This is a genomic window from Luteolibacter rhizosphaerae, assembly GCF_025950095.1.
Classification (GTDB): Bacteria; Verrucomicrobiota; Verrucomicrobiia; order Verrucomicrobiales; family Akkermansiaceae; genus Haloferula; species Haloferula rhizosphaerae.
In genome coordinates, this window is record NZ_JAPDDR010000002.1 from 246,971 (window position 1) to 265,250 (window position 18,280).

At 63.4% G+C, this 18,280-nt stretch carries 12 protein-coding genes and 1 riboswitch; of the genes, 5 read left to right on the forward strand and 7 right to left on the reverse strand.

What is annotated here, in order from left to right; translation table 11 throughout:
- Window positions 1-4,932, reverse strand: a complete 4,932-nt coding sequence (locus OJ996_RS04090) for a beta strand repeat-containing protein (RefSeq protein WP_264511455.1) — start codon at window positions 4,930-4,932, stop codon at window positions 1-3.
- 298 nt (window positions 4,933-5,230) lie between these two features.
- Window positions 5,231-7,330 (reverse strand): prolyl oligopeptidase family serine peptidase, encoded by a 2,100-nt coding sequence (locus OJ996_RS04095; protein WP_264511457.1) that lies wholly within the window; start codon window positions 7,328-7,330, stop codon window positions 5,231-5,233.
- Window positions 7,331-7,404: 74 nt separating this feature from the next.
- Here OJ996_RS04095 and OJ996_RS04100 point away from each other — a divergent pair, with 74 nt between their 5' ends.
- Window positions 7,405-8,475: an alpha/beta hydrolase family protein gene (locus OJ996_RS04100; protein ID WP_264511459.1), complete on the forward strand. Its 1,071-nt coding sequence runs from the start codon at window positions 7,405-7,407 to the stop codon at window positions 8,473-8,475.
- A 60-nt stretch (window positions 8,476-8,535) separates the two neighbouring features.
- A complete protein-coding gene (locus tag OJ996_RS04105; RefSeq protein WP_264511461.1) occupies window positions 8,536-10,776 on the forward strand; it encodes an FdhF/YdeP family oxidoreductase in 2,241 nt (746 codons plus the stop codon).
- Here OJ996_RS04105 and OJ996_RS04110 read toward each other — a convergent pair.
- A complete protein-coding gene (locus tag OJ996_RS04110; protein ID WP_264511463.1) occupies window positions 10,757-11,518 on the reverse strand; it encodes a hypothetical protein in 762 nt (253 codons plus the stop codon). The genes OJ996_RS04105 and OJ996_RS04110 overlap by 20 nt on opposite strands.
- A gap of 48 nt (window positions 11,519-11,566) precedes the next feature.
- Entirely contained in the window at window positions 11,567-12,331 is a 765-nt protein-coding gene (fdhD, locus tag OJ996_RS04115) for a formate dehydrogenase accessory sulfurtransferase FdhD (protein ID WP_264511465.1), read from the reverse strand.
- 27 nt (window positions 12,332-12,358) lie between these two features.
- On the opposite strand from fdhD, the gene OJ996_RS04120 reads away from it, so the two are divergent.
- Together OJ996_RS04120 and OJ996_RS04125 are read left to right on the forward strand one after the other, a co-directional pair.
- Window positions 12,359-12,907 (forward strand): fused DSP-PTPase phosphatase/NAD kinase-like protein, encoded by a 549-nt coding sequence (locus tag OJ996_RS04120; RefSeq protein ID WP_264511467.1) that lies wholly within the window; start codon window positions 12,359-12,361, stop codon window positions 12,905-12,907.
- Between the two features lie 72 nt (window positions 12,908-12,979).
- Window positions 12,980-13,045: riboswitch (guanidine-III (ykkC-III) riboswitch) on the forward strand.
- Window positions 13,046-13,067: 22 nt separating this feature from the next.
- The gene (locus OJ996_RS04125) at window positions 13,068-13,394 is read left to right on the forward strand and encodes a DMT family transporter (protein WP_264511469.1); all 327 of its coding nucleotides are present in this window, start codon (window positions 13,068-13,070) and stop codon (window positions 13,392-13,394) included.
- Here OJ996_RS04125 and OJ996_RS04130 read toward each other — a convergent pair.
- Both OJ996_RS04130 and OJ996_RS04135 read right to left on the reverse strand, forming a co-directional pair.
- On the reverse strand, window positions 13,388-14,734 hold the full coding sequence (locus OJ996_RS04130) for a PQQ-dependent sugar dehydrogenase (RefSeq protein WP_264511471.1): 1,347 nt from the start codon (window positions 14,732-14,734) through the stop codon (window positions 13,388-13,390). The two genes, OJ996_RS04125 and OJ996_RS04130, sit on opposite strands and share 7 nt — an antisense overlap.
- 143 nt (window positions 14,735-14,877) lie before the next feature.
- Window positions 14,878-15,999: a phosphotransferase enzyme family protein gene (locus OJ996_RS04135; protein WP_264511473.1), complete on the reverse strand. Its 1,122-nt coding sequence runs from the start codon at window positions 15,997-15,999 to the stop codon at window positions 14,878-14,880.
- 129 nt (window positions 16,000-16,128) lie between these two features.
- Between OJ996_RS04135 and OJ996_RS04140 the strand changes: the two genes are divergently transcribed.
- Window positions 16,129-16,737, forward strand: a complete 609-nt coding sequence (locus tag OJ996_RS04140) for a class I SAM-dependent methyltransferase (RefSeq protein ID WP_264511475.1) — start codon at window positions 16,129-16,131, stop codon at window positions 16,735-16,737.
- A 145-nt stretch (window positions 16,738-16,882) separates the two neighbouring features.
- On the opposite strand, the gene OJ996_RS04145 is transcribed toward OJ996_RS04140, so the two are convergent.
- Window positions 16,883-18,196, reverse strand: a complete 1,314-nt coding sequence (locus tag OJ996_RS04145) for a bifunctional UDP-3-O-[3-hydroxymyristoyl] N-acetylglucosamine deacetylase/3-hydroxyacyl-ACP dehydratase (protein WP_264511477.1) — start codon at window positions 18,194-18,196, stop codon at window positions 16,883-16,885.
- Window positions 18,197-18,280 lie beyond the last annotated feature (84 nt).

An 18,280-nucleotide genomic window follows, 5' to 3' on the forward strand; every position in this document is an offset into this window, starting at 1 on the left:
TTAGTTCTCCGTGGCTCTCAAGCGGGCATACATGCGGGTGTTGCCGTTGCGGGGGATAGTCACGGTGATGGTGTCCGGACTCGCGCCGTTTTCGACGACCGTCACATTGCCCGCGGTGGCGCCGGGGATGGTGATCTGGTTCCAGGTGGCACCGAGGTCGGTGTTCCACTCAAGGGTCAGGTTGGCATCCGCTTCCGAATCATCGTTGCGCGAGAAGCTGACCACGAAGTTCGCCCCGTTGATCTGCTGCGTGGGAGCCACCGAGCCGTTGCCGATCCGCGGATCGCCGCCGAGCACATACTCCAGGATGTTGGCGAGCCCGTCGAAGTCGGGATCAGCCTCTGCCGCGGTATTGCTCAGACCGGGGAAGCCCGCGAGCCAGTCCTGATAGCCGGTGGCGATGCCGAGGATGATCAGCTTGTTCGTGGGGATGCCTTCGTCGAAGAACACCGAGTAGCCCGGAGGCACGCCGTTGAGCGTGGCGAAGTTCCCGGTGCGCGTGCCGGTGTAGCTGCCGATCACGTAGTATTCCTCGGTCACGGCGCCCGACACGTTCAGCGTGGCACCGGTGAGGTTGATATTGCCGGTGACTTCGAGGATATCCGAATCGAAGCCGGAGATGTCGGTGCGGTAGTTACCCGCCAGCGTGAGGGCACCGGTGCGGATGATGCCCGTGGATCCGACCGTGCCGGTGAGGCTGGCTCCTGCAGCGATGGTCACCGGGCCCGTGCCGGTGGCGCTACCGCTGAGGGCCTCGTTGATGAGCAGGGTCCCCGCGCTGATGGTGGTGCCCGCGCTGTAGCTATTCACGGCACTGAGCTCCAGCGTACCCGCTCCGGTCTTGGTCAGGGCACCGTTACCGGCATCGCTGTTTTCAAGCTCGGCGGTGATCACCAGATCGGAGTTGGAATTGCCGGTGACATCCGGAACCAGGAAGGTCCGGTCGCCGGAGAGGGCGAAGCCGTGGGTGGCGGCATCCGCGGACGAGGTGATGGCGGAAGGCGTGCTGCCGCCGACCGTGAGCGTGCCGTTGAATTGAAGCGACTCCGCGTTGTAGAGTACGCCGGTGCCCGCATAAGGAAGCTCCAGGGTGCCACCGTTCAAGTTCAGGTTGTTGACATGGGCGTGGCTGTTGATGGACGGGCTCGTGGCGGGGCTGGCGCCGGAGACGATGCGGAAGGTGCCGCCCGCATTCACGGTCGCATTCAGCGAGTTCGCTGCGGTGCCGCCCACATTCGCGCCTTGGAACTGGAGGATGGCACCGTTGTTCACGGTGAGCTGAGCCCCTGCCGGCTGGCGGTTTTGCTGGCCGTTCGCATCGAAGATGAGCGTGCCGCCGTTCACGGTCGTGCCGCCGTTGTAGCTCATCACGAGGTTGAGCGTCGCGGTGCCGTTGCCGTTCTTCACCAGCGAGGCGCCGCCGCCGATGCTGCCGGTGCCGGTGATGCTGTAGGGCACCGTGGTGCTGTTGTTGATGGTGACGGTGGAAGGCAGCAAGGCCGCCGCCGTGGTCACGTTCGCATTTGCAGCGCCCGCGGCGTCGGTGAAGCTCACGGCATCGCCCTGGAAGAAGCCATTCGCTCCCGAGGGAGTCGCGGTCCAGTTCGTGGTGGTGGCGATATCCCAGGCAAGGCCGCCGGTGCCGGTCCAAGTCAGGGCCCGCGAGCCGATATCCACGGTCAGCGCGGTGGCACCGACATTGAAGATGGCCTGGCGATAATTGGCGGGGTTCTGGATCGCGAAGTTCGCCGGGGTGCCGGTGGCGGAGCCATAGGTCATCAGCGTGATGGTGCCGCCCGGGGTGACGCCGGCATTCGGAGTCAGCGCCACCGTGGTGGTGCCGCCGAAGCTGGCGGCACCGGCCACGGAGAGGGTGCCGGGAAGCGCGAGATTCACGCCGAGATTGGTGGCTCCGCTGGCGAAGGCCACCGAACCGCCGATGCTGCCATTCCCGCTGAGGGTGGAGCCGGTGGCGATGGTGACCGCCGTGTTTGCCAAGCTGCCACGCAGGTTCAGCGTGCCGTTCGTCACGGTGGTGGTGCCGGTGTAGGTATTGGCACCGCTGAGGGTCAGGTTGGTAGCCACGCTGGTGCCGCCGATCTCGAGGTTGCGCGCGCCGCCGGCCTCGCCGATCGCACCGGAGATGGTGGAGCTGCCGTTGTGGGTGCTGATGCGGCTATCGCCCGCCAGGGTGATTGGTCCGGTGAGGGTGCCGCCTTGTGCGCGGATCGCGCCGAGTTGTCCTGCGGCTTCACCCCAGCCGGTGCCGGAGATCGTCATCGGGTTCGGGATCGTCCCGGCTGTCACGAAGACCTGGCCATTGGTGCCGGTGGTGATGGGTGCGGTGCCGGCGTCGTTCGCGTTATCGAGCGTGAGGCGGCTGTTGTTGACTTGGACCGTGCCGGCGAAGGCGCTGCTGTTGCCGTTCAGACCGTAGCTCGATTGGCCGTTGGTGCCGTTGTTGGTGCCGTTAAAGAGCAACGCACCGGTGCCATTGAAGATCGCGGTGATCGCGGGCACGGCGGTGTCGTTCCGGTTGAAGGCAAGCGTGCCGCCGGGAAGGATCGTGACGGTAGGCGTGCCCAAGGTGCCAGCGTTGCTGCCATTGCCGACCTGCAGGGTTCCTTCGCTGACGGTGCCGACACCGGTGAGGTTGGTGGCTCCGGTGATCAGCACGGTATTCGCGGTGGTTTTCGTGAAGCTGCCTGCGCCGGTAAGGACGCCGGAGATGGTGCCCTGCTGGAGCGAGGAGCTTCCTCCCACTGGCAGCGTGCCATTGGAGAGAGTGGCATTACCCAGCAGCGTGAAGGCCGCTTGGCTGGGCAGCACCTTTCCGCCGAGGTTCAAAGTGCCGCCGCTGAGTGCGACCGATCCTCCCGCGGAGCCATAGATCAGGTTGGCTCCCAGCGTGAGCGACGCGGAGCCGCTTTTGCCGAGTGCGACGATTCCGTCAAGCTGCCCGGCATTCGCTGCCAGTGCGGTCAAGGTGTAGTCGCCATTGCTGTTGTTCACCGTGATGGCGGCCGGGGCCACGCTTCCTGCCACGTTGATGGTCTTGGCCGTGCCTGCGGCGACGCTGTCGTTGAAGGTGACCGAGTCGAGCGCCTTGAAGACATCGTTGCTGCCGCCGTTGTTGAAGTTGGCGCTGAGATTCGTGTCCCAGGTTCCGATGGCGGCTCCGGCGGCAGTGGCATTGTTCCAGATGAGGCTGGCACCAGGAGTGGTGACGGTGAAACGAAGCTTGTTGCCGCTGACCGAAGCGGTGCCGGCCACGCGGGTCGGGCCGAAGGCGCTGGCAGGAGAGGCGATCACCGTCCCGCTGCCGGTGATGCTTCCGGCGGTGACGAGATCGTACGTGCCATTGACCGTGGCTCCGGTGATCAGGGGCGCAACATTGATGGTAGCACCGTTATCGAGATGCAGAGCTCCGGTCACCGTGGTGGTCCCGCCGGGGACGGCTGGCAGGATCAGCGTGGAACCATTGGCCGCGGTGAGGGATGGCAGCGTTTTCCCCGCGCTATCGATACGGAAAGCACCGCCGCCGGCCACACTCATGGGGGAACTCGCAAGGGAGCCGGTGGCTCCGAGTGCCAGCGTGCCGGCATTGACGCTTGTTGGCCCGGTGAAGGTGTTACCCGCCCCGCTCACGAGCATGGTTCCGGGCCCGGACTTCGAAATGCCAACGCCCGCCCCACCCGTGCCGATCGTGAGATTCGCATTCAGCGCGAGATCGACGAACGCCTGCCCGTCTGCAACATTGAAGGGCACGATGTTACCCGGATTGCTGTCGCGCATGAAGACGCTGCCGTTGATCGAAGCAGGGGCCAGCGCGGCGGCCGTGTTGACGGAAGTGCCTCCACCGAACGAGAAACGACCGGTGCCGGTGGTTTGCAGGGTGCCACCAGTGAAGTTGTAGGTGATGCCCCAGCCGTTGTCGCCGTTCGCCGTGTGGTTCACGGTGGCGCCATTGATGTTGAAGGTATCGACCTTAACACCCGCGCCATAGCCGAGGGCATTCGTGAAGCCGAGGATGGCGGCACCGGGGCTATTCACGGTGAGCGTGCCGCGGATCACGCCGGTGGTGCCCTTGTCGGTGGCCACGGCATTGCCGAGCTGGAGCTGGGCAGAGTTTACCGTGGTGCCGCCGGTGTAGGTGTTCGAGTTGGTCAGAATCACCGTGGAGTCTGCGTGGCCGGCACCGTCCGCGGAGCGCGCGATGGTGACTGGTGCCGATCCGGAGATGACGCCGGTGGCGATGAGGTTCTTGCCATTCCACTTCGAACGCAGCGTGGCGCCGCCGGTACCCAGCGTGATGGGGCCGGAGATGGTATTGGTGCCGTCTTCGCTAAGGACATTGCCGCCATCGATGTTGAGGGCATTCGCGTAGGTGAAGGCGGTGGAGTTCTGGATCCACAGCTTCAGGGTGCCGCCGCCGCTGATTGCGACGCTGCCGGTGCCGAGGGCAGAGACGGTGCCGGTATTCGCACCGGTACCGCCGGTGCCGATGGCGAGAGTGCCGCCGGTGATCGTGGTGCCGCCGGAAAAGGTGTTCGCAGTCGTATTCGAGAGCGTGAGGGTGCCGGTGCCGCTTTTGGAAAGGGTGCCGGATCCGCCGAGCACGCCGGTGCCGTTCATGATCCATGTGCCGGCATCGCTCACGGAGGTGGATGCGGGTGCAAGCGTGCCGGTGAGGGCGATGGTTTCACCGGTGGCTCCGGAGAAGACCGCCGCATTGGCATCGGTCCAAGGAGACAAGGTGGTGCCTGCATCGATGAACCAATTGGTATCGGCGGGGGCGGTGCTCCAGTTATTGTTAGTGCCGGTGTTCTGCCACGCATAAGTAGCGGCATTGGCCGTGAGGGCAGCGGAAGTCGCGACAACAGTAGCCGCGGCCAGTGCACCCAAGCGGGTGCGGGTCGATTCGGGGTTCATGGGTTCTGTGATGGGTTCGCCGCGCATCTCGGGTTTGGAGCACGGGGCTTTCACGATTGCAGGCAAGGTGGCTTAAGCGAGGTGAAAGTGAGACAAGGTGATGAAGAATCGGCGATTTCGTCCAGATGTATGACAGCTTAAGGTGCTGGCAATCAGTGCTTTCGGGAATGCACTGAAATGCAATTCGATCTCGATTCTGCGCAAAAGAAAATGGGGTGGCCGATAATCGGCCACCCCATATGGGTAGGTATCTTATGCCTTATGTGGATAAGGCGGTTTTGTAACTTAACGTGGTAAACTACAGATTAGCCTCCAGGAATGCCCACTCATCCGCGGTGCGGTCGATCATCTTGGAAAGGGCGGTGCCCGCGCCGTGGCCCGCGCTGGTATCGATGCGGATCAGCACCGGCGGGCCGTCCTTCGCCTGGCACTCCTGCAGGCGTGCGGCGAACTTGAAGCTATGCGCGGGCACCACGCGGTCATCGTGATCCGCGGTGGTGACCATGGTGGCGGGGTAGCGCGTGCCGGACTTCAGGACGTGGTACGGAGAGTATCGTAGCAAGGCCTTGAATTCCTCCGGATTTTCGGCGCTGCCGTAGTCCTTCTCCCAAGCCCAGCCGATGGTGAACTTGTGGAAGCGGAGCATGTCCATGACGCCGACGGCGGGGAGGGCCGCACCGAAGAGATCGGGACGCTGGGTCATGCAGGCGCCGACCAGCAGGCCGCCATTGCTGCCGCCCTGGATGGCGAGCTTGGAGGGCTGCGTGTACTTCTCCTTCACCAGCCATTCGCCGGCGGCGATGAAGTCGTCGAAGACGTTCTGCTTGCGCAGGCGCGTGCCGGCGAGGTGCCACTCGCTGCCATACTCGCCGCCGCCGCGGAGGTTGGCCACGGCCAGGATGCCACCGCGCTCCAGCCAGACCGCGCGGCCGATCGAGAAGCCGGGGCTGAGGCTGATATTGAAACCACCGTAACCGGTGAGCAGGACACGGTGGCTGCCATCGAGCGAGATGCCCTTCTTGTGGGTGATGAAGACCGGCACCTTGGTGCCATCCTTGCTGGGTACAAAGACCTGCTTGGTTTCGTAGGCCGGGCCGTCGAAGCCGACTTCGGGCTTCTTCCAGAGTTTGCTCTCCCCGGTCTCCAGATTGTAGCGGTAGATCGCGCCGGGATCGGTGTAGCTGGTGAAGGAATAGAAGGTTTCCTTGTCTTCCTTGCGCCCGTCGAAGCCTCCGGCGCTGCCGATGCCCGGCAGCTCCACATCGCGCAGCTTGCTGCCGTCCAGATTGTAGAGAGTGATCACCCTGCGGGCATCCTTCAGGAATTCGCATGCGATCTTGCCGCCGACCATGGTCACGCCTTGGAGGAGATCTTTGGATTCGGGGATGATCTCTTTCCAGTTCTCCCGCTCCGGCTTCTTCACGTCGATGGCAATCACGCGGTGGCGCGGGGCTTTCAGGTCGGTGCGGAAGAAGAAGAGGTCACCCTCGTTGCCCACGAAGTCGTAGCTGGCATCGGCATCCGCCAGCAGCTCGACCACCTTGGCTTCCGGCTTCGCATCCTTGTAGAAAAAGCGGTTCTTCGGGTCGGTGCCTTCGGTCACGTGGATGACGAGGAATTTGCCGTCCTCGGTGAGGCCGCCGCCGAATCCCCAGCGCGCCTGGTCCTTGCGTTCATAGATCAGCACGTCCTCGCTCTGCGGGGTGCCGATCTTGTGGAAGCAAAGCTTCTGGTATTCGTTCTTCTGCGTGAGGGCGGCGCCCTCGGCGGGCGCATCGTAGCGGCTATAGTAGAAGCCGCTGCCGTCCTTGGCCCATGAGATGCCGCTGAACTTGACCCACTTCAGGTGATCGCCGGTGTCCTTGCCGGTGGCGACATCGCGGACGAGGATCTCGTTCCAATCGCTACCGCCGCGGGAGATCGAGTAGCCGAGCAGCTTGCCATCCTCGCTGGGGGTGAAGTTCGCCAGCGCGACGGTGCCGTCCTCGGACAGAGTGTTCGGATCGAGCAGGAGGCGGCCCTCACCGTCGATGGAGTCGGAAACCTTGAGCACCGATTGGTTCTGCAGGCCGGTATTGTGGGAGAAGAACCACTTGCCGCCGAACTCCTGAGGAGCGCCGGTGCGCTCGAAGTTCCAGAGATCCGCGAGACGTTTCCGGATCTCGGCGCGCTGCGGGATCTTGGAGAGCAGGTCCTCCGTGACCTTGTTCTGAGCGGTGACCCAAGCCTTGGTCTCCGGGGAATTGTCGTCCTCCAACCAGCGGTAGGGATCCGGGACCGGGGTGCCGTGGAGCTCGTCGATGACATCGGCCTTGCGCGTGTCCGGATACTGGATCGCGGCCGCCAGACCTAGCGAAGGGATCATGCAGCTCAGGAGGGATGGGATACGGGTGTTCATGCGGAGGCGTGCCATGTGGCGTGTAAGCGATGCGGAGACGAAGCTTCTTGCCTGTTTCCCCCGCTTTTCTGAGCATGGCAGGGGTCCGGAGCAAGGCGATCCTTGAAGCCTTTGCCGAGTTTCATAGGATCTGCGGCGTGATCGGACAAAGCGGCAGGAATTCGGGTGCGATTGCCTTGGGCCTATTGCTTGCCGCGGCGACGCTGACGACGATCCAAGCGGCTGCTTCGGATTATTCGGCTCCTGATGGCGCGCCCTACACGGCGGAGGAGGTAAAGGTGCTGACCCCGGCCGGGCATGTCTTGGCGGGGACGCTGACCCTGCCCAAATCGGCGAGCCGGGCCCAGCCGGTGGCGGCGATGGTCACGGTGACGGGGTCCGGTGCGCAGGATCGCGACGAGGCGATTGGCTTGGAAGGGTTCCGCCCTTTCCGGCAAGTGGCGGATGTGCTGGGACGGCGCGGGATCGCGGTGCTACGGATGGATGACCGCGGCACGGGCTCGTCCGGAGGTAATTTCAGGGGTTCGACGAGCGCCGATTTCGCGGAGGACATCCGGGCTGGCTTGGCTTACTTGCGTTCCAAGCCTGAGGTGCGGAGCGATCGTCTCGGCGTCATTGGCCACAGCGAGGGCGCGGTGATCGCGCCGATGGTGGCGGAGAAAGAGCATGGCCTGCGTGCGATCGTGCTGCTCGCCGGAGTGGCGGAGCCGCCGCGCAGTGCGCTGCAGTTCCAGATCAAGAATGGCTACGAGCGTGATGCGAATCTCTCCGTCGGTGAGCGCGAGTCGCTGATCGCGGCGATCCCGCAGAAGATCGAGGGAATGATGGCGGCCGATCCGTGGATGCGGTTCTTCCTCACCTACGATCCGGCCGCCACCATGCGCCGGGTGATGACCCCGGTGTTGATCCTGACGGGTGAGCGGGATCAACAGGCGCAGCCTGGCCAAGTCGCTTTGCAAGAAGCGGCCTTCAGGGCGGGAGGGAATACCGATGTCACGGCGCGGGTACTGCCGGAGCTGAATCATCTCTTCGTGCGGGATGCCGATGGCTTTCCCCAGAACTACGTGAAGCTGCCGCCGCCGGTGATGATGGATGAAGAAGCCTTGAAGTTGATCGCGGATTGGGTGGTGGGGCGCATGAAGTAGGATTGCCAGCCCACGCGCTTCCTGTTTGCACCGTGATAGCGCTCAGCTAGCTTGATCATGATGAGCGCGAAGGAGCCCGGCGAGTTTCACAGGCCGAAGGAGAGTGCGGCGGGAATACCGGCGGTGCTGGCTTCGCTGAAGCACGTCTTCGGCAAGGACGGGGTGGGCCGGGGGACGAAGGCGCTGCTGGAGCTGAATCAGGTGGGTGGATTCGATTGCCCGAGTTGTGCGTGGCCGGACCCGGATAGGGATCGCGCGGTGGCGGAGTTCTGCGAGAACGGGGCGAAGGCGGTGGCATCCGAGGCGATGCGGAAGACGATCGGGCGGGAGTTCTTCGCGGAGCATTCGGTGGCGGACCTGATGGCGCAGACGGACGCTTGGCATGACCTGCAAGGGCGCTTGGCGGAACCGATGCTGCTCCGGGAGGGCGCGAGCCACTATGAGCCGGTGAGCTGGGACGAGGCTTTCGCGATCCTGGCGGATGAGCTGCGGGCGCTCGATTCGCCGGATGAGGCGATCTTTTATACCTCGGGACGGGCGAGCAACGAGGCGGCTTTTCTTTACGGGCTCTTCGCGCGGGCTTTCGGAACAAACAATCTCCCGGACTGCTCGAACATGTGCCACGAGTCGAGCGGGCTGGCGCTGAAGGACTCCATCGGGGTTGGGAAGGGGACGGTGACGCTGGATGACTTTCTGGAGGCAGAGGTGATCATCTGCGTGGGGCAGAATCCCGGTACGAATCATCCGCGCATGCTCTCGACCTTGGAGGCAGCGGTGACGAAGGGAGCGAAGCTGGTGGCGATCAATCCTCTGCGGGAGGCGGGCTTGCTCGGTTTTTCCCATCCTCAGCATGTGCGCGGCATCCTCGGCAGGCCGACCCCGTTGGCCTCGACCTACCTGCAGGTGAAGGTGAACGGTGATCTCGCCTTGTTCCGCGGTTTGTCGAAGGCGGTGCTGGAGATTTGGGGCGCGGATGAGGATTTTCTCGCGGAGCACGCATCCGGCTACGGTGAATATCGTAGTTTGGTGGAGGGGACGCCGTGGGAGGAGATCGAGAGGTTATCCGGTATTTCCCGTACGGAGATGGAGGAGCTTGGTGCGGCGCTGGTTGGTGGCGAGCGCAAGCTGATCACGTGCTGGGCGATGGGGCTGACCCAGCATCGAAATGCGGTGGCGACGATCCGCGAAATCGCCAACCTGCACCTGCTGCTGGGGGCAGTGGGTCGCCCCGGTGCGGGCCTTTGTCCCGTGCGCGGGCACAGCAACGTGCAGGGTGACCGGACGGTGGGGATCTTCGAGAAGATGCCGGAGAGTTTCCTCGCGGCGCTGGAGAAGCAGGCGGGCGTGAAGATCCCGCGCGAGCATGGACTCGATACCGTGGCCTCGATCCTGGCGATGCATGAAGGCAGCGGGAAAGTGTTCTTCGCGCTCGGCGGGAACTTCGCCCAAGCGACGCCGGACAGCGCCTTCACCGCGGAAGCCCTGCGCAAGACCCGGCTCACCTGCCACGTCTCCACCAAGCTCAATCGCAGCCATCTCATCCATGGCCGGCGTGCGCTGATCCTGCCGTGCTTGGGCCGCAGCGAACAGGATGGAGGGCGTTTCGTGACCACGGAGAACTCGATGGGCGTGGTGCAGTCCTCGCAGGGCAATCTGGCGCCGGCTTCGGAGGTGCTGCTCAGCGAACCGGAGATCGTGGCGCGGCTTGCCGAGGCGGTGCTGGGAGATGTAGGGCATGTGCGCTGGCGCTGGCTGGCGGAGGACTACGATAGGATCCGTACTTGGATCGAAGCGGTGGTCACGGGATTCGAGAGTTACAACGAGCGGGTGCGCCAAGCGGGTGGCTTCTACCTGCCGAATGCGGCGAAGACGCGGGTGTGGAACACCACGAGCGGGAAGGCGAACTTCTCGCAGGCACCGCTGGATGCCTTCGAAGCCGCTCCCGGCCGGCTGCTGCTCCAGACGCTTCGCAGCCACGATCAGTTCAATACCACGGTCTACGGACTTAACGATCGTTACCGGGGAATCTCCGGCATGCGCGACATCGTGTTCCTGAGCCCGGAAGATCTTTCCGAGAGGGGAATCAAGCCCGGCGAGCGCATCGACGTGACCAGCCATTGGCGCGACGGCGAGCGCCATTTGCGAGGCTTCCGAGCGATTCCCTACGAGATGCCGCGCGGGATGGCTGCGGCCTACTTCCCGGAGGCGAACGTGCTCGTGCCGGTCGGCCATGTCGCGGAGGGCAGCAATACCCCGGCGAGCAAGAGCATTGAGATCAGCATCATGCCGCACCGAGAATGATGTCCTCGTTCTTCAGCTTTCCTTTCAGGCGCAGGCGGTAGACGTGGCCGCCGGGATCGAGGAGGCCCTTGGCCTTGTGGGATTGCATGAAGGTGGAGGCGAGCTTCTCGCTCTCGGTCCACTTGGTCATGGCGAAGAGGCCGGTGTGCTGCACTTGGCAGTATAATGCATGATCAAAGTCTTCCTCGGCGTGGACCTCACCATCGTGAATGTGCACGGTGGGGAAGAAGAGGCCTCCTTGATGCCGGGTGGGAAAGCTGAAGGCCATGGGATGCACCTCTTGCTCGCCTTTGCGGAGCTTGAAGACCGCAAAGCCGTGGTCGGCATACTGGGGGAGCGATTTCCAAACTTCCGGATCGAGGCGGAAGCGTTCGTCCAAGCGCGTGAAGTCCTTCACCGTCGGCACGTAAGAAGCCTCGAAGGCGCCGACGCGCTTCACCTCCAAGGTGGTGTCACCGGCGAATGGGCCGTTGGCATCCGCTGGCACGGGCCGGGTGCGCAGTAGTGTGCGTGGAAATCCGCTGCGAAGGTCGTTGAAGAACTTGGGATACTCCGAAAGATCGATGAAATTCACGGCATCCTCTCCCGTGTCTTTCGCCACCGGTAGGGGCAAGATCATCGCCAAGTCGTCCGCAGCGGAAAAGACCATCTGATAGGCCACCGCCTGCCTGCCCGGCGAGAGCATGCGGGCATGGATGCGTGTTCCGAGCACATAATCGACGTTTCCGCTGAAGCAACACATGGAGACATCATGGTTTGTCCGGTCGCGATTGGCGAGAAGGAAGAGAGATCACTCGATTCGTCCTGCATACAGCTTGAAGCCCGGCGGTCTCAGGAAGCCGACGAGGCCTTGGTTCGATTCCTTCGCAAACTCGATCGCGAGAGACGAGGGAGCGGAAATGGCGGCGACCAAGGGGATGCCTGCGGCCAAAGCCTTCTGCATGATCTCGAAAGAGACGCGGCCCGAGACGAGCAGGAAGCACCGCGATAAATCCGTCCCGGAGCGCAGGGCCCAGCCGGTTACCTTGTCCACGGCGTTGTGGCGGCCGATATCCTCACGTACGATGTGCATCGTACCATCGCTACCGAAGATCCCGGCGGCATGCAGGCCGCCGGTTCGCGCGAAGGTGGATTGCTCCCGGGCCATGAGCTCCGGGGCACGCAGCAGGGCCTCGCGCGGGAAACTGGCTGGGTCTCTCAAGGGCGGTAATTGCTCCCGGACCGCTTCGATCGTGGCCTTTCCGCAGAGGCCGCAGGAGGATGCCCCGAAGACATGGCGCGTCAGCCGCGAGAAGTTCACTTCCACCCCATCGGCCAAGAAGACCAGCGCGTGATTGTCCTTCGCTTCGAGATCGATCTTGCGGACCTGATCCGCCGCGGTGATCACGCCTTCGGTGCGGAGAAAACCGAGTGCGAGTTCCTCGTCGTGGCCGGGCGTGCGCATGGTCACTGCAACAGGACGACCATCCACCGTGATCTGTAGCGGTTCCTCCACGACCACGTGATCGGCAGCCTCCTGCCCCTCCGCGTTGCGTGTCATGACTTGCTTGTCCATGCCCGCTTGGTGGGTATGCTCGGAAACATGATAGGGAAAGCTCCGATTGCCATTCTCGCCGCCGTGCTGCTCAGCGCCTGTGCAAACGTGCGGAACCTGCATCAGGTGGATGCGAAGATCTGGCGTTCCGCGCAGCCGACCCACAGCCATTTCCATCTCTTGGAAAAGCAGGGCATTGGCGAAGTGCTTACCTTGCGCGACTGGCATCCGGACAACGACGTCGCCTCCCGCTTCAAGTTCCACCAGATCACGATGCGTGCCGGTGAGATCAAGGACGAGGAGATCGTGAAGGCGCTCCGGATCCTCGTCTCCGCGGAGAAGCCCGTGCTCATTCACTGCTACCACGGCTCGGATCGCACCGGCGCGGTGGTGGCGATGTATCGCATGGTGGTGCAGAACTGGACCCGGGAGAAGGCCATCGAGGAACTGATGGAGCCGAAGCACGGGCATCATGCGCGAATTTTCCCGGGCATCCGGAAGTACCTTCAGACCGTCGATATCGAGAAGATCCGAAGGGAGGTCCATGCCAGGCCACTCCCCAAGCCCGAGGTGACACCGCCGGGTCGCCCCGGCTGATCCGCCTCATGCGCCGAGCTAAGTAGGTTCACGACCTTTTTCCAATCAGGAGGCTCTTGACTCACTCTGCCGGCAGTGCTTCTTTCCCGCCGCCCGGACGAGACGCGCCGTACCCGGTTAAGGAAAAGACGACGCACCTGAACCTCAATCAAGGTGCATCATGAATTCCTGGATACTCGTCATTATTGCCGGCCTGCTCGAAGTTTGTTGGGCCACGGGACTGAAATCGACTCACGGCTTCACGCGTTTGTGGCCCTCGCTGTTCGTGGTCGTGACGCTCATCGCGAGCATGTGGCTACTCGCCGCGGCGGTCCGTAATCTGCCCGTGGGTACGGCCTATGCCGTGTGGGTGGGAATCGGTGCGGGGGGGGCAGCGCTGGCCGCGGTGATCCTGCATGGTGAGCCTTTCACGCTCGCCCGCGCCTTCTTCCTGGTCCTGCTGCTGGTTGCGATCGTCGGCCTCAAGATGACCGGCACCAGTCACTGAGCGCTGTAACTCACCCGGTAGATCCGACCGTTCTCTTCCTCGGTGAAAAGCAGACTGCCGTCGGTGTGCATCAGCACGCCGACGGGGCGACCCCAGGTGCTCGGCTCCGATTCGTCGATGAGGAATCCTTTTACAAAGTCTTCGTAGTGGCCTTGGGGCTTCCCGTTCTGATCGAAAGGCACGAAGACGATCTTGTAGCCCGTGCCTGCATTCCTGTTCCAGCTTCCTCGGAAGGCAACGAAGGCCCCTTTGCGATACTTCCCGGGAAACTTGTCGCCACTGGAGAAGCATACGCCAAGAGCGGCGGAGTGTGCTTGGAACAGCACTTCCGGGGTGATCGTCTTCTCCGCGAGATCGGGGCGCTCACTCTTGCCATCCTTCATGCGCCGCGGATCGAGATTTTCCGGTTTCAGGTAGGCGTACGGCCAGCCGTAGAAGCCGCCTTCTTTCACGCTGGTGAGATAATCGGGGACCAAGTCATCCCCCAAGCGATCGCGTTCGTTCACCGTTGCATAGAGCTCGCCGCTCGCCGGGTGGATGGCCAAGCCGACAGGGTTACGCAGGCCGCGTGCGAACACGGTGCGGTCGGCTCCGTCCGGACGCATCCTGAGGACGGCGGCGCGCGGGTCTTCCTCCACGTCCACGTTCGATTGCGAGCCGACGGAGACGTAGATCCAGTCGCCCTTGGGGGCCGCGATCACGTTGCGGGTCCAGTGCTGGTTGTAGCCGCCTCCCGGCAACTCGGTGATTTGCTCGCCGGTGCCGTCCAGCTTGAGTTGGCCGCTCTTCCACGGATAACGCCGCACCTCGTTGGTGTTTCCTAACAGGAAGTATCCATCCACGAAGGCCATACCAAAGGGAACATTCACGCCGTTCCCCTTGTCGGCAAAGGTGGTCGTGGAGTCCACACTGCCGTCGCCATTCGTGTCCCGGAGGATCGAGATCTTCTCCTCCCGGCTCTGCGCCAGCAATACGTCGCCATCCGGTGTGAGCGCGAGCCAACGTGCCTGCTTCATTCCTTCGGCGAACAGGGTGACTTTGAATCCCGCAGGGGCTTGGAGCGTCGCGGTTTCAGGCACCGGCTCGATCTTCGGGCGCTTGCTGGGGCTATTGTCCGGCGTTGGTTTTGGGACGTCGTCCACCGCGATTTTGATGGGCGTGGGCTCGAAGGGTGTGGTGGCCAGCTCCCCGGCCTCGCTTTGCCCTCCGATCGCCAGCATCGCCATTCCCGCAAGCGCCAGATTGAACATGCGCACACGTCTGAAGTGTCGGGCCGGCCGGCTTCTGCGGAAGAGGATGCGGGAAAACGCGGACTTGAAGGCGCTGCGGAAGGAAATCATGCGCGCGCTCTAGCCCGCGGCATACCAAGGCGGGCCTTCGCACTGAAGTGCTTGATTCCTCAGACATTTCGCCAGCCCTCAGCTCGCGGTCTGGAGCGCTGGCCATGCAGCCTGCACTTCCCCGCGTGTACGATGTGCAAACTTCATCGTCCGCGCCGCACCTTGCGCACGAATTTCTCCATGGCTTCCTGCTGCCGCTCGATCTCCGCCACGAGTTTGAACTGGGTGCGGGCGCGGTCCAGATTGTGGCCTTCGCGATGGATCTTGAAGTAGCCGTCGCCTTCCAAGAAATCGGTGAGGAAACGGATGCCGGTCTCCATGGTGATCAGCTTGCCACTGAAGGCGAGGTGCTCCACCTCCGCGTCGTTCAGGAAGGAGTTCGCGGCATCCATGTAGCCGTCCACCAGTGCCTCGAACATGGGCATCTGCATGACCACCTTCGAGAGATCTTGCTCATCCTCCGCGGCGGGAGTGGTTGCGGTCCGGATCAAATCGCCGAAGTCGTAGAGAGAGGCGCCCGGCATGACCGTGTCCAGATCGATCACGCAGACCGCTTCGTCGCTGTCCGCGTCGATCATCACGTTATTGATCTTCGTGTCGTTGTGGGTAATCCGGCGCGGAATCTGGTGGGTTGAGAGCAGGTCCAGCACGACATCCACGGAGTCCTCCCGGCGGCGCACAAACTCCAGTTCCTCACCCACGGCTCCGGCCCGGCCGTGCGGATCGGCATCCGCCACCCGCATCAGCCGCTCGAAGCGCTTCCGGGTGTGGTGGAAGTCCGGGATGGTTTCCTCGATCTCGCTCGCGGGCAGGTCGCTGACCAAGTCCTGGAAGGAGCCGAAGGCACGGGCCGCTTGGTAGGCCTGCCGTGTGTTCTCGATGATGTCGTAGGTCACGCAGCCCTCGATCGAGTTGTAGCAGCGCCAGACGCCGCCGTTCGGCCCGATCACCCAAGAACGACCGCCCCGGCCGGGGTACAGGCTGAGCGTCTGCCCGCCGAGGTCCTTCTTCACGCGCAGGACCTTCCAGTTGATATGCCGGGTCACGCATTCCACATTCCGCATCACGGCGACGGGGTCTTTGAAGACTCGCTCGTTGATCCGCTGCAGGATATAGCGCTGGCGTCCGCCATTCGGCGTTTCAAAGGTCGCCCGGTAGGTCGAATTGATGTGTCCGCTTTCAATCTCCTCGCCGTGGACGAATTCCCCCTCGATCGCAAATTGATCGGCGATGTGGGCGATCGATGCCTGCAAGGAGGCATCCACGGGGCGTACGGGCGACGTGCTTGGGACCATGTGGCTCAGGTTTGGGAGGGGAAAGCGAGGGAAGTAACAAGCACTTGCCGGGAACACAAACTTGAATTCCGTCCTCCGGGGGAACTCACTGGCGCTGCGGTGAATCCGGCCATCCCCTATACTTACCCCGGCATCGCCGAAGATCTCCAGCGCCTGCGCGAGCTGCTCGGCCTCGGCCTGCGCAGCGCCGCATGGACGCCGCCGACTGCTCCGGCGGTGCTCAATCTCGCCTGCGGTCGCGCCGACGAGTCCGGGGTTCTTCTATCAGCGGTGGCACCCTTGGCCTTGGAGTTGTTCTATCTCGGGATCGACCTGCGGCCCGTGGAGATCGCGGAGGCGAAGTCCCGTTGGCTCCCCGCGGCCCCGCCTGGCTGGCAGCTCGACTTCCGCGCCGGGGATGCCTCCCGCACCGACAGGATGAAGCAGCTCCCGCCCTTCGACCTCGTCTTCATCCGCCACCAGAACTACTGGCACGATCCCGCCACTTGGCTCGTGCTCTTCCGAAATGCCCTCGCGGCGCTCAAGCCCGGCGGGGTGCTCGTTATCACCTCCTACTTCGACCGCGAGCACGAGCTGGCCATGGCCTGCTTGATCGAATGCGGGGCCACCAAGCTCGCGGAAATCAAGAATCCCCATGCAAGGCCACTGCCCGATGCGCCGAACAAGTCGGTGGATCGGCGGATGGGGGTGTTTTCTAACGGTTGCTGAGAAACTACCGCGCGGAAATCAAGAAGCGGATCGGGCTTGGGCGAATGAGGAGCAGCGACCTTGCTGTCGCTGGCACCGCGCGGGCGAAGCAGTTCCTAGGGACCCTTCCGGGGACAGCAAGGTCCCCGCTCCTTAGCCAAGGCACTCACTGCCCCACCAGCGCGAACTTCAGTTCCGCTTCCGAAGCCACCTCGCCGTTGACCAAGCAGCGGCACTTCGTCTGGCCGATGCTGCCGCGGATCTTGATGACTTCGGACTCGATGTAGAGCGTGTCGCCGGGCAGGACCGGGCGGCGCCACTTCACGTTGTCCGCGCTCATGAAGTAGCCGATCTTGCCGGCATTCTCCGGCTTGCGCAGCATCAGCACGCTGGAGACCTGCGCCATCGCTTCGAGCTGGAGCACGCCCGGCATGATCGGGTGGCCGGGGAAGTGGCCGGGGAAGAAGGGTTCGTTCACCGTCACGTTCTTCACGCCGGTGCACTTGAAATCGCCGACCATGTCGATGATGCGGTCCACCATCAGGAAGGGGTAGCGGTGTGGCAGGATCTTGAGGACGTCATTGATGTCCAGGACGGTCTCGCCGGTGGGAAGCTGGAAGGGCGCGGCCAGCGAGCGCACGCGGGCGTATTCGCGCTTCAGCGTGGCTGCCAGTTTCGAGTTCGGGCCGTGGCCGGGCTTCACGGCGATGACGTGGCCGAGGATGCGCTTGCCGCTGAGGATCAGGTCGCCGATGACGTCGAGCGCCTTGTGCCGTGCGAATTCATTCGTGTACCGCAGTGGCTCCTTGGTCATCACCTGCTCGCCGCGGATCACGATGGCGCTCTCCAGCGAGCCGCCCTTGATCAGGCCCTTGTCGAGCAGGGGCTTCACGTCCTCGTAGTAAACGAAGGTGCGCGCCGGGGCGATTTCCTTCTCGTAGGTCTCCGGGTTCACCTCGGCGGAGAAATACTGGGTGAAGCGGCCGTCCGGGCCGACATTCGTCACCGAGACGCGGAAGGTCTTGCTCGGGACGATGGTGATCAGGGTGCCGTCGCCGCTCTCCTGGTGGATCGGCTCGCGGATTTCCCAGACCTTGCGCAGGGCATCCTGTGGCGCGATCCCGGCCTTCTTGATCAGTTCCACGAAGGGACGGGCCGAGCCATCGCCGATCGGCGGCTCGTTCGCGTCCATTTCGATGATGGCATTGTCCACGCCCATGCCGGTCAGGGCGGAGAGCACGTGCTCCACGGTGTGGACCTTCACGGAGCCTTCCGCGAGAGTGGTCGCGCGCTCGACGGTCTTCACCTTGTCGGCATCGGCATCGATGAAGGGCTGGTCCGGCAGATCGACGCGGCGGAATTTGAAGCCGTGATCCACGGCAGCGGGCTTCAGGGTCAGGGTGACCTTGGCTCCCGTGTGGAGCGAGGTTCCTTCAAGCGTGGCAGGAGAGGCGAGAGTGTGCTGCGCGTCGGCGGACATGGCGGGAGGGAGTAGCGAGTAGCGGGTAGCAAGTATCAAGGGGAAATCGCCTCGCGCCGCCGGGCTTTTTCCCTCGCTACCTGT